At 71.5% G+C, this 12,500-nt stretch carries 10 protein-coding genes; all 10 read left to right on the top strand.

All coding sequences use genetic code 11. The features are described 5' to 3' along the window. Positions 1–286: 286 nt before the first annotated feature. The 10 genes from fabD (at position 287) to FF100_RS35805 (ending at position 12,220) form a co-directional block, all read left to right on the top strand. A complete protein-coding gene (gene fabD / locus FF100_RS35850; RefSeq protein WP_139040762.1) occupies positions 287–1,237 on the top strand; it encodes an ACP S-malonyltransferase in 951 nt (316 codons plus the stop codon). 14 nt (positions 1,238–1,251) lie between these two features. Next, the gene (gene fabG / locus FF100_RS35845; RefSeq protein ID WP_139040761.1) at positions 1,252–1,989 is read left to right on the top strand and encodes a 3-oxoacyl-[acyl-carrier-protein] reductase; all 738 of its coding nucleotides are present in this window, start codon (positions 1,252–1,254) and stop codon (positions 1,987–1,989) included. A gap of 282 nt (positions 1,990–2,271) precedes the next feature. Beyond that, positions 2,272–2,508 (top strand): acyl carrier protein, encoded by a 237-nt coding sequence (locus FF100_RS35840; RefSeq protein ID WP_048430877.1) that lies wholly within the window; start codon positions 2,272–2,274, stop codon positions 2,506–2,508. Between the two features lie 64 nt (positions 2,509–2,572). After that, positions 2,573–3,829 carry a beta-ketoacyl-ACP synthase II gene (gene fabF / locus FF100_RS35835; RefSeq protein WP_139040760.1) on the top strand — a complete coding sequence of 419 codons (1,257 nt, stop codon included), beginning with the start codon at positions 2,573–2,575 and terminating at the stop codon, positions 3,827–3,829. A 217-nt stretch (positions 3,830–4,046) separates the two neighbouring features. Next, positions 4,047–5,435 carry an endolytic transglycosylase MltG gene (gene mltG, locus FF100_RS35830; protein WP_139040759.1) on the top strand — a complete coding sequence of 463 codons (1,389 nt, stop codon included), beginning with the start codon at positions 4,047–4,049 and terminating at the stop codon, positions 5,433–5,435. A 118-nt stretch (positions 5,436–5,553) separates the two neighbouring features. Next, complete coding sequence (locus FF100_RS35825) at positions 5,554–6,429, top strand: YicC/YloC family endoribonuclease (RefSeq protein ID WP_139040758.1); 876 nt, start codon at positions 5,554–5,556, stop codon at positions 6,427–6,429. 141 nt (positions 6,430–6,570) lie between these two features. Beyond that, on the top strand, positions 6,571–7,245 hold the full coding sequence (gmk, locus tag FF100_RS35820) for a guanylate kinase (protein WP_139040757.1): 675 nt from the start codon (positions 6,571–6,573) through the stop codon (positions 7,243–7,245). Positions 7,246–7,471: 226 nt separating this feature from the next. Continuing rightward, positions 7,472–8,863, top strand: coding sequence for a dihydrolipoyl dehydrogenase (locus tag FF100_RS35815; protein WP_139040756.1), 1,392 nt, complete (start codon positions 7,472–7,474; stop codon positions 8,861–8,863). 124 nt (positions 8,864–8,987) lie between these two features. Continuing rightward, positions 8,988–11,582, top strand: a complete 2,595-nt coding sequence (locus FF100_RS35810) for a histidine kinase dimerization/phosphoacceptor domain -containing protein (protein ID WP_425463389.1) — start codon at positions 8,988–8,990, stop codon at positions 11,580–11,582. Beyond that, entirely contained in the window at positions 11,579–12,220 is a 642-nt protein-coding gene (locus FF100_RS35805; protein ID WP_246102767.1) for a biliverdin-producing heme oxygenase, read from the top strand. Before FF100_RS35810 ends, FF100_RS35805 begins: the two co-directional genes overlap by 4 nt. The last annotated feature ends 280 nt before the right edge of the window (positions 12,221–12,500 follow it).

The following is a 12,500-nucleotide window of genomic DNA, read 5'->3' as shown; positions in this document are numbered from 1 at the left end:
TCCGTCAGGTCACTCGGATAGCGACGGCCGTCGTCCTTGTAGAGATCGCGATCCGCCTGCGTCCACATCGGCTCCTCCTGCCAACGACAACGCGCGACTGGCTCAATCAGTCAAACAGGCTCTGACGCGAGCGAAGGCCGGCCCGGCGGCGCCGGCCTTCGCGGAGAGGCGGATCTTTTTGCGCTCCGGCCACGCTTGACTAGCGGCGGCCGCTCTGCGACTGGCGCCGCCCAATCGCTGCGTCCCGCAGCCGCATCGCCAACTCAGGGCAGGAAGCACCCCGCACGTGTCGCGCGCCTTCATCTTTCCGGGCCAGGGCAGCCAGGCCGTCGGCATGGGCTCGGCCCTCGCTCAGGACCACGCCGCCGCCCGCGCGGTCTTCGCCGAGGTCGACGAGGCCCTGGGCCAGCACCTCTCGCGGCTGATGTTCGAGGGCCCGGCGGAGGAGCTGACCCTCACCGCCAACGCCCAGCCGGCCCTGATGGCCTCGAGCCTCGCGGTGCTGCGGGTGCTGGAGGCCGAGCGCGGCCTCGATCTGTCCCGCGACGTCGCCTACGTCGCCGGCCACTCGCTCGGCGAGTACAGCGCGCTCGCCGCCGCCGGCAGCCTGTCGCTCTCGGACGCGGCCCGCCTGCTGCGCCTGCGCGGCGCGGCGATGCAGAAGGCGGTGCCGGTCGGCTCGGGCGCCATGGCGGCCTTGCTCGGCCTCGACGTCGAGGCGGCGACCGAGGTCGCGGCGGAGGCCCGCCGGGGCGAGGCAGGACAATCCGAAGTGTGCGATGTCGCCAACGACAACGGCGCCGGCCAGGTGGTCGTCTCGGGCCACCGCGCCGCGGTCGAGCGGGCGGTCGCCCTGGCGCAGGGGCGCGGCGCGAAGCGCGCGGTGATGCTGAACGTCTCCGCTCCGTTCCATTGCAGCCTGATGGCGCCCGCCGCCGAGGCGATGCGCGAGGCGCTGGCCGCCGTCGACCTTCGCCCCGCCACCGTCCCGGTGATGGCGAACGTGCTTGCCGCCCCGATCGGCGAGCCGGCGGCGATCCGCGCCGCGCTCGTCGAGCAGGTCACCGGCACCGTGCGCTGGCGCGAATGCGTCGCCGCGATGGCGGCCTCCGGCGTCGACACCTTCCACGAGATCGGCACCGGCAAGGTGCTGTCGGGCCTCGTCAAGCGCATCGCGGCGGGGACGAGCGCCACGCCGGTCGGCACCTCGGCCGAGGTCGCGGCCTTCACGCTCTGAGAAAGACGGTCTCCATGTTCGACCTCAGCGGCCGCAAGGCCCTCGTCACCGGCGCCACCGGCGGCCTCGGCGGTGCCATCGCCCGGGCCCTGCACGCGCAGGGCGCCCACGTGGCGGTCTCCGGCACGCGGCGCGAGGCGCTGGAGGCCCTCGCGGGCGAACTCGGCGAGCGCGTCCACGTCCTCGAGGCCAACCTGTCCGACACCGCGGCGGTGGAGGCCCTGGTGCCGGCGGCCGAAGCGGCCCTCGGCGGCCTCGACGTGCTGGTCAACAATGCCGGCATCACCCGCGACAACCTCTTCCTGCGGATGAAGGACGAGGAGTGGGACAGCGTGATCGCCGTGAACCTGACGGCGGCGTTCCGGCTGTCGCGGGCGGCGGTGAAGGGCATGATGAAGCGCCGCTACGGCCGCATCGTCAATGTCGGCTCGGTGGTCGGCTCCACCGGCAATGCCGGCCAGGGCAACTATGCCGCCGCCAAGGCAGGCCTCGTCGGCCTCACCAAGGCGCTCGCCGCCGAGGTGGCGAGCCGCAAGATCACCGTGAACTGCATCGCGCCGGGCTTCATCACCTCGCCGATGACCGACGTGCTGAACGACAAGCAGCGCGAGGGCATCCTCGCCACGGTGCCGATGGGGCGCCTCGGCGAGGGCGCCGAGATCGCCGCGGCGGCGGTGTATCTGGCCTCCGACGAGGCGGCCTACGTCACCGGGCATACCCTGCACGTCAATGGCGGCATGGCGATGTTCTAGGCCGATCCGCGGGAACCGGCGTCTCGGCCGGGGCTTGCCGGACACACGCCCCGGGCGGGTGGCACGGTTTCTTAACCGGAGGTGAAGCGGCCCTCGCCAGGGCTAAATCCCTGTGTTAAGCACCCGCCGGCCGTGCAAGGGGATTGACGGATCGGCCGTCCGCGGCTTTTCCACGACATGCGCGACCGGTGCTCCCGGCCGCATCACGACCTTCCCCGGGGCACCGCCCGCACGCGGCGGCCCCGAACAAGTTCCACGAGCAGTAACTTAAGGACCTACACGATGAGCGATATCGCGGACCGGGTGAAGAAGATCGTCGTCGATCACCTGGGCGTCGAGCCCGAGAAGGTGACCCCGAACGCGAACTTCATCGACGATCTGGGCGCCGACAGCCTCGACACGGTCGAGCTGGTGATGGCGTTCGAGGAGGAGTTCAACGTCGAGATCCCGGACGACGCCGCCGAGACGATCCAGACGGTCGGCGACGCGATCAAGTTCCTCGAGAAGAACGCCGGCTGATCGCCGCGTTCCTCCACTGAAAAGGTAATACGCTTCCGTCATGGGATCGGGTCGGGATAACGCGATGCGTCGAGTCGTCGTCACGGGCCTCGGGATGGTGTCGCCGCTGGGCAGCAGCGTCGACGTCACGTGGAGCCGCCTCATCGAGGGGCAAAGCGGTGCCGCCCGCGTCGAGGCCTTCGACGTGTCGGATCTGGCGTGCAAGATCGCCTGCTCGATCCCCCTCGGCGACGGCAGCGACGGCACCTTCAATCCCGACCGGTGGATGGAAGCCAAGGAGCAGCGCAAGGTCGACCCCTTCATCGTCTACGCGATGGCGGCGGCCGGCCAGGCGCTCGACGACGCCGGCTGGCACCCGACCTCGCACGAGGATCAGTGCGCCACCGGCGTCCTCATCGGCTCGGGCATCGGCGGCATCGGCGGCATCTACGATGCCTCGGTGACGCTGTTCGAGAAGGGGCCGCGGCGGATCTCGCCGTTCTTCATCCCGGGCCGGATCATCAACCTGGCCTCCGGCCAGGTCTCGATCGCCCACGGCCTGAAGGGCCCGAACCACGCCGTGGTGACGGCCTGCTCGACCGGCGCGCACGCCATCGGCGACGCCGCGCGCCTCGTCGCGCTCGGCGACGCCGACGTGATGCTGGCCGGCGGCGCCGAATCGCCGATCAACCGGCTCTCGCTCGCGGGCTTCGCCGCCTGCCGGGCGCTCTCGACCGGCTTCAACGAGGAGCCGCAGCGCGCCTCCCGCCCCTACGACCGCGACCGCGACGGCTTCGTGATGGGCGAGGGCGCCGGCGTGGTGGTGCTCGAGGAATACGAGCACGCCAAGGCGCGCGGCGCCAAGATCTACGCCGAGGTGATCGGCTACGGCCTCTCGGGCGACGCCTACCACATCACCTCGCCCTCGCCGGACGGCGACGGCGCCTATCGCTGCATGAGCGCGGCGGTGAAGCGCGCCGGGATCGACCCGTCCGAGATCGACTACATCAACGCCCACGGCACCTCGACGCCGCTCGGCGACGAGCTCGAGCTGAAGGCGGTCGAGCGCCTGCTCGGCAACGCCACCGACGTGGCGATGTCCTCGACCAAGTCCGCCACCGGCCACCTGCTCGGCGCCGCCGGCGCGATCGAGGCGATCTTCTCGGTGCTCGCCATCCGCGACGGCGTCGTGCCGCCGACACTCAACCTCGACAACCCGTCGGTCGAGACCGCGATCGACCTCGTGCCGCACAAGGCGCAGCAGCGGAACGTCGACATCGCCCTGTCGAACTCCTTCGGCTTCGGCGGCACCAACGCCTCGCTGATCCTGCGGCGCGTCTGAAGCCTGGATGCCGGGTGCGACGACCCGGCTTTCCGAACACCGCGATCTCGAAAGCCCCTCTCGCCCCCGGCGGGGGGGCTTTTCCGTCTGTGGCCGCCGGCACGCACCGGCTCCATTTCGCCATAAAACTTGCTAGGGTCTCGATCGCTTCCCGCCCCATCGGGCCGGCACGCGCGTCCACCGGCCGGCTTCCCGGACGCGCCACGACAGGACCGCCATGTTTCGCAGATCGAAGACGCAGGAACCGGCGCCGAGCGCGCCGGAGCCGGTCAGCCAGCCGAACCGGCTCGCCCCGCGCAGCCCGAGCGAGGCCATCAAGCCAACGGCCGCCCCGCCCCCGCCGGAGAAGCCGGTGCGCGAGCGCGGCGGCCTGCTCTCCGCGGTGAGCGGTTTCCTGACCCTGTTCGTCATCCTCGGGCTTGGCGCCATCCTGGGCATCGTCGTGCTGGAGCGCCAGACCAACGAGGCCGGCCCGCTCCCCGCCGACAAGGTCGTGGTGGTGCCGCGCTCCAGCGTCGGCGAGATGGCGGAACTCCTCAAGCGCGAGGGCGTGATCGCCCATCCGATGCTGTTCGAGCTGACCGCCCGCTTCGGCCGGAAGGCGGCGCTGAAGGCCGGCGAGTACAACTTCAAGGCCCATGCCAGCATCGACGACGTCGTCGACGTCCTGGTCCAGGGCCGGCCGGTCCAGCACGCCATCACCTTTCCGGAGGGCCTGACCAGCGAGCAGATCGTCGCCCGTCTCAACGACAACGACGTGCTGACCGGCGACATCAACGAGACCCCGCCCGAGGGCTCGCTGCTCCCCGACACCTACAAGTTCGAGCGCGGCGACTCGCGCCAGAAGATCCTCAACCTGATGCGCACCAAGCAGCGCGAGGTGCTGAACCAGATCTGGGCCCGCCGCTCGCCCGACGTGCCGGTACGCACGCCCCAGGAGATGGTCACCCTGGCCTCGATCGTCGAGAAGGAGACCGGCCGGGCCGACGAGCGCCCGCGGGTCGCCGGGGTCTTCGTCAACCGGCTCCAGAAGCGGATGCGGCTGCAATCGGACCCGACCATCGTGTACGGCCTCGTCGGTGGCCGCGGCACCCTCGGGCGCGGCATCCTGCGCTCGGAGATCGACCGGGTGACGCCCTACAACACCTACGCCATCGAGGGCCTGCCGCCCGGGCCGATCGCCAATCCGGGCCGCGCGGCGCTCGAGGCGGTCGCCAACCCGTCGCGCACCAAGGATCTGTTCTTCGTCGCCGACGGGACCGGCGGCCACGTCTTCGCCGAGACCCTCGAGGCGCATAACCGCAACGTCGCCCGCTGGCGCCAGGTCGAGAAGGCGAAGGCCGCCGCCGATCCGGGCTCGACGGTCGGCGTCGACAAGGTCGAGCCGCCGCCGCAGGCCGATCCGGCGGCCCTGCCGTCGCGCACGAGCCTGCCCGGCGCGCCCATGGCCTATGACGGCAGTGACGCGAACGGGGCGCGCTCGCGCGCCTTCGACGCCTCCGAGGGGACGGCCCGCGATCCCTTGCGCAACAAGACCTTCGACCTGAACTCGCCCAAGACCGTCCCGGTCCTGTCGCAGCCGAGGACCGCGCCCGGGTCGCGTTGACCTCCCGGCGGACGACGCGCGGCAGGCCACCGCGTCGTCCGCTCAAGCTCCTGTTTTGTCGCAGCTCCTTGCCGCAACGCCGGACACCCCTCTCGTGAAATCTGCTGAGAGCGCCTTGATGTCCATCGCCAGCATGACCGGTTTCGCCCGCGAGGCCGGGAGCACCGGGCCCGCGCACTGGGCCTGGGAACTCAAGAGCGTCAACGGCCGCGGGCTCGAGGTCCGGGTGCGAGTGCCGACCGGCCTCGATTCCGTCGGCGAGGAGGCCCGCGCCCTGGTGCAGAAGCGGGTCACGCGCGGGACCTGCCATCTGACCTTGACCCTCTCGCGCCTGGAGGCGGCGCCGCGGGTGCGGATCAACGAGGCGCTGCTCGCCGCCCTCGCCGAATCCGTGACCCGTGTCCCGATGCCGCTCGGCATCACGCTTCCCTCCGTGGACGGGCTCCTCGGGATCCGCGGCGTGATCGAGGTCGAGGAGGAGACCGGCGACGACGACGCCCTGCGCCGCGACCTCGCGGCGGCGGCCGGCCGCCTGGTCGAGGCGCTGGCGGAGGGCCGCCGGGCCGAGGGCCGGGCGCTCGCCGGCATCGTCGGCGGCCAGCTCGATGCCATGGCCGGGCTGGTGGAGGCGGCGGAGGCCTGCCCGGCGCGCAAGCCGGAGGCGGTGAAGGCCCGCCTCGCCGCGCAGGTCGCGGCGCTCATGGAGGCCGCTAGCCTCTATCCCGCACGCCTGCATCAGGAGGCGGTGCTGCTCGCTGCCCGCGCCGACGTGCGCGAGGAGATCGACCGCCTGCGCGTCCACATCGCCGCCGCCCGCGACCTGCTCTCGACCGGGGGTGCGGTCGGGCGCCGCCTCGACTTCCTGGCCCAGGAGCTCGGCCGCGAGGCCAACACCCTGTGCGCCAAGGCCAACGACGTGTCGCTGTCGCGCATCGGCCTCGATCTCAAGGCGGTGGTCGAGCAGTTCCGCGAGCAGGTCCAGAACGTCGAGTAGGGGACATTTGTCCCCGGCCCGGCATCATCTCTCCGGTTGCGCCATCGCCGAGCCGGCGGCATTGGGGAGGATCACGGGACGAAGGACCGCCCCGTGGCGGCAAGGGCCGGTGTCACGCCGGCCAGAGGATGAAGCAACGCGATGGCATCGACCGTGGGCTCCGAACTCCTGAACGCACCGGTGGCGCGCCGGGGCCTGGTGCTGATCCTCTCCTCGCCGTCCGGCGCGGGCAAGACCACCCTGACCCGGGCGCTCGCCCAGCGCCCCGAATGGGGCCTCGAACTCTCGGTCTCGGTCACCACCCGGGCGCGCCGCCCGTCCGAGATCGACGGTCAGCATTACCGCTTCATCGATCGCGGTGCCTTCGAGTCCTTGCGCGAGCGCGACGACCTGCTCGAATGGGCCGAGGTGCACGGCAACTATTACGGCACGCCCCGTAGCCCCGTGGAGCGGGCGCTCGCCGCCGGCCGCGACATGATCTTCGACATCGACTACCAGGGCACCCGCCAGGTGCGCGCCAAGCTGCGCGACGACGTCGTCACCATCTTCATCCTGCCGCCCAGCATGGCCGAGCTGCGCCGCCGCCTCGAGCGCCGGGCCGAGGATTCCGCCGAGACGATCGAGCGGCGCCTGCTCAACGCCCGCACCGAGATCGAGCGCTGGTCCGAATACGATTACGTCCTGGTCAACGACGACCTCGACCGCTCATTCAAGACCCTGGAGGCGATCCTCGCCGCCGAGCACCTGCGCCGCGAGCGCCAGGTCGGCCTCGCCGGCTTCGTCGGCCGCCTGCTCGCCGAGGGGGAGGCCGCGTAGGGCATCGTCCGGCGGGGCCCGGCTCGCCGCCGATCATGCGGGAAGCCGAAGCCCCGGAGTGGCGTCCGACGGCGCTGCGATCGCCCGCCGGTCTAGGAAGGAAGTCAGGATATCGGCGGCGGAATCCTGATGCGTCGGAACGAATCGCTCGCGATCGGGTTTCCCAAACGTCATATCCGCCACGTCGCTCCCCCGCGCCGCGCCGGTCGGTTCGAGGGATACAGCGATGCGTGAACTGGCCTGCGACGTGGCGATCATCGGGGCCGGCACGGCCGGCATCGCGGCGCACGGCGCGGCCACCAAGGCGGGGGCCCGCGCCGTCCTGATCGAGCGCGGTCCCGGCGGCACGACCTGCGCCCGGGTCGGCTGCATGCCCTCGAAGCTCCTGATCGAGGCGGCGCGCGCCGCCCATGACGCCCGCGAGGCGCAACCCTTCGGCGTCGTCGCCGGCGAGGTGCGGATCGACGGCCGGGCAGTGATGCAGCGGGTGCGGGCGTTGCGCGACGACTTCGTCGCCTCGGTCTTCTCGGGTCTCGACGCGATTCCGGAGGAGTTGCGCGTCACCGGCACCGCGCGCTTCGCCGACCCGACCACGCTCATCGTCGACGACCACACCCGGATCGCCGCAGGCTCCGTGGTCGTCGCCACCGGCTCCAGCCCGAGCCTGCCACCGCCCCTGCGGCCGGTCGCCGACCGCGTGCTCACCACCGACACCCTGTTCGAGATCGAGACCCTGCCCGAGTCCCTCGCGGTTCTCGGGGCCGGCGCGGTCGGGCTCGAAATCGCCCAGGCCATGACCCGTCTCGGCGTCCAGGTGACTCTCCTCGACCCCGCCGGGTCGATCGGCGGGATCCGCGACCCGAAGATTGCCGCTTGCGCCGCGTCCCTGCTCGGGGACGAGATCGACCTGAAGCTCGGCGCCACGGTCGAATCGGCCGAGGCCGTGGGCGACGGGGTGCGCCTGACCTGGCGCCTCGAATCGGGCGGGCAGGAGACCGGCACGTTCTCCCGCGTGCTCGCTGCCGCCGGTCGGCCGCCGAACCTCTCCGGCCTCGATCTCGCCGCCGCCGGGATCGCGTGCGACGAGGACGGCCTGCCGGACTTCAACCCGCGCACGCTCCAATGCGGCACCGCACCGATCTTCCTCGCCGGCGACGCCAATCACGAGCGCCCGGTGCTGCACGAGGCCCAGCGGCAAGGCTGGATCGCGGGCGGCAACGCCGCGCGCTTCCCCCAGGTCGAGGCGCCACCGCCCTGGCCGGCCTACAGCCTCGTCTTCACCGATCCACAGATCGCAGCGATCGGCCAGGCCTTCGACGCCGAGGAGGCCCATGACTGGATCATCGGGGAAACCTCCTTTGCCGACCAGGGCCGCGCCCGGGCGATGGACCGGGCGGCCGGACTGATCCGGGTCTATGCCGCCCCGGACGGCCGCCTGACCGGCGCCGCGATGATCGGCCCGGGGGTCGAGCACCTGTCTCACATGATGGTGATCGCCGTGCAGGAGGGCTGGCATGCAGCCACGTTCCTCGACCGGCCATTCTACCATCCCACCCTCGAGGAGGGGCTGCAGAGCGCCGTGAAGGCGGTGGCCGAACGCACGGGCGGCACGCGGTGACGTTGCGAAAAGCCGCGCCGCGGGACCTGCCGTTGCGGTTTCGTTCAGAGCCGGAAGCCGTTAAAGTGCGCCGTCCGTCGCCGGACGCGCGGCCGTGCCGGGCCATCGCCCCCTTGGAACAACCGTGACCTTGCCCGACCCGACCACGGATTCGACCATCGACCTCGACGCGCTCGCCCCGCGAGACCTTGACACGCTGCGCCAAGGCGTGATCCAGATCGACGGCGCCGGCGTCATCCACCGCTACAACCGGGCCGAGAGCGTCTTCTCAGGCCGCGCACCGGAGCGGGTGATCGGCCGCAACTTCTTCACCGAGGTCGCGCCCTGCACCCACCTGCCGCATTTCTACGGCCGATTCCGCGAGGGGGTGCGCCGCGGCCGGTTCGACCGCCCGTTCTCGTTCGTCTACGGGTTCGACCCGCGGCCGATGCAGGTGCGGATCACCCTGCGCCACGCCGCGGCACCCGACCGCTACTGGATCATCACCGAGCCGGTCGAAGCGCTGGAGCCGGGGCACCGGCGCGAGGCGGTGCAGGCGGCGGTGACCCAGCGGGTCCGGGCCGAGCCGGTCGATCCGAGCCTGTGCGAGCAGGAGCCGATCCATATCCCCGGGGCGATCCAGCCCCATGCCGTGCTGGTGGCGGCCGATGTCGACACCCTGACGGTGACGGCCTGCAGCGGCAACGTGCGCGATGCCCTCGACCGGGATCCCCTCGGCCACGATCTCGCCGGGCTGCTCGGCAGCGACCTCACCGACCGGATTCGCGCGACCCTCCAGGGCGAGGGGGTCGATCCCGGCCGCACCGTCCGCGCGCGCGTCGTGCTGCCCTCCAGCCTCGGCCTGCCGGTCGAGGCGGTAGCCCACCGCAACGGCGAGCGCATCATCGTCGAGCTCGAACTGGCGCCGGCCCACCCCGAGGATTTTCGCGCTGCGAGCCAGCTCGACACCGAGCTGGCGATCGGCCGCCTGCGCGGCGCCGTCACGCTGGAGGAGGCCGCCGCGGTAGCGGCGCGCGAGACCCGGGCGCTGACCGGGTTCGACTGCATCCTGGTCTACCGGTTCGACCCGGACTGGAACGGCGCCGCCATTGCCGAGGACAAGGATCCGGCCTGGACCCGCAGCCTTCTCGGCCTGCGTTTCCCGGCCTCCGACATCCCGGCGCAGGCCCGCGCGCTCTATACCCGCTCGAAGAGCCGCTTCGTCATCGACCGCGACTACGTGCCGGTGCCGCTGGTGGCGACCCCGGCCACGGCCAACGCCCCCGTCGACCTCACCTTCGCCCAGGCCCGCAGCCTGTCGCCGATCCACCTCGAATACCAGCGTAACCTCGGGGTGAACGGCTCGATGTCGGTCTCGATCCTGGTCGAGGGCCGGCTCTGGGGCCTGATGATCGGCCATCACCGGCGGCCGCACTACGTCGCGCCCGAGACCCGGGCCGCCGCGACCGTCCTCGCCGACGCTTTCGCGATGCGGGTCTACGAGCTCGAGAGCCGGCGCCTGTGGCAGGAGCAGCAGGCCCATCTCGCCCTCGAGAGCGAGCTGGTGCGCGAGCTCGCCCGCTCGGACGATTTCGTCAGCGCGCTGACCGAGCAACGCCACACCCTGCTCGACCTGTTCGAGGCCCGCGGCGCCGCCACCGTCTCGCATGACTCCGTGCGGCGTCTCGGCCAGACCCCACCGTCGGCGGCGATCCTGGAGATCGCCGATTGGCTGCGGATGACGGTTCCGCTGGGAAGCAGCAGCTACGTCACGGCGGAATTCGCCGTCGCCCACCCGCCGAGCGCACCCTACGCCGAATGCGCCAGCGGCCTGCTGGCGGCCTTCGTCGATGCGGAGCGGCACCACCTGCTGCTGTGGTTCCGGCCGGAGGTCCCGAGCACGGTCACCTGGGGCGGCGACCCGCGCAAGCCCGTCCTGGCCGGAAGCGGGCCGGTGGCGGTGCTGCCGCGGCGCTCGTTCGAGCGCTGGGTCGAGGAGCGCCGCGGCGTCTCGGAGCCGTTCGCTCCCTGGCAGGTCGACATCGCCGAGGCCCTGGCCCTGGCGGTGGAGGGCGTCGTCCTGCGCCAGCGCCGCAAGATCGCCGAGCTGACCGGGCTCCTCGCCGACAAGGAGCGCCTGCTCACCCAGAAGGACCTGCTCACCCGCGAGATCGACCACCGGGTCAAGAACTCGCTCCAGATCGTCTCGGCCTTCCTGCAGATGCAGCGCCGCCAGGTCACCGATCCGGCCTCGCAGGCGGCCTTCGCCGAGACCGCGGCCCGGGTGATGAGCGTGGCGCGGGTCCATGACAGCCTCTACCAGGCCGAAAGCGTCGAGGAGGTCGATCTCGGCCAGACGATCGAGAATCTCTGCGCCGACCTCGCTGGCATGGCCGGGGAGGGGCATGCCGTGGACCTCGATGCCGAGCCGGGCCTGATGGTACCCTATCGCAAGGCGGTGGCGCTCTCGCTGATCGCCACCGAGCTGATCACCAACGCGTTCAAGTACGCCTTCGCGGAGAGCGGCGGACGCGTTGCGGTCAGCGTCACCGGGGAAACCGAGGGGCGGGTACGGCTCTCCGTCTGCGACGACGGCCAGGGATTGCCGGACGGCTGGTCCGACGCGCCGGCCCGCGGCACCGGCCTCGGCATGAAGCTGATCCGGGCGATGCTTGACCAGATCAACGCGCGGCTCGAGGTCGAGAACCGCCCCGGCGCCTGCTTCACGGTCACGGCGTGAGCGAGATCCCGGTTAGTCCGATCCTGGAACGCCTGCGGGCGGAGACGCGGGAGGCGCACGAGGCGATCGAGCGCGATCTCGCCTGGGAGACGCGCGTCACGACCCGCGGCGGCTACCGCGCGCTGCTGGTCCGGTTCTGGGGGCTCCACGTCGTGCTGGAGCCGGCCCTCGCCGACGCCGTGCGGGATCCGGCCTTCTTCGACCCGCGCCGGCGCCTCGGACATCTCGCCGCCGATCTGCGCGTCCTCGGTCTCGACGAGGCGGCCATCGACGCGCTGCCCCGGGCTGTCTCCATGCCCCTGCCGTCCGATCGCCATCAGGCATTCGGCGTGCTCTACGTGCTTGAGGGCTCGACCCTCGGCGGACAAGTGATCGCCAAGCGGATCGGCCGTCAGCTCGGCCTCTCGCCGGAGGATGGCTGCCGCTACTACGCCGCCCATGGTCGCGAGACCGGACCGATGTGGAAAGCGTTCCGCCAGCGCCTCGCCGAGGAGGCACTGGCCGGCGATTCCGACACCATCGTCGCTGCGGCGACCCGGACCTTCGATGCGATGCGACACTGGCTCTGCGCCGCCCCCGAGACATCCTTGGGCGGGGAGGGGAGGGGGCGCATCGCGAAAGTCTCGGACAGGGGTTGACGGGCCGGAGAGCCGGTCATATACCCCACCCATCGGCGCCGGCCGCGACAGCGGACCGGGCGCTGAACTATCTCTTCGACAGTCTGGGCCGGCGAGCCTGACCTTGGTCAGGCGCTGGTCCTGTCGTCGCTGATGATACCCCGGTTCCGACCGGGCCGCTCTTTGACAAGTGCATACGAGAAAGAGAAGCGTGGACGGCGTCGTCCCTGCGGATCCGGGTTTCGGCCTGGATCGTGAGTAGGATGATGCTGGTCTGACGTTTCGGTGCTCACACGATCAG

The sequence above is a fragment of the Methylobacterium terricola genome, from assembly GCF_006151805.1.
GTDB lineage: Bacteria > Pseudomonadota > Alphaproteobacteria > Rhizobiales > Beijerinckiaceae > Methylobacterium > Methylobacterium terricola.
This window is presented reverse-complemented; position numbering and strand designations above follow the sequence as displayed.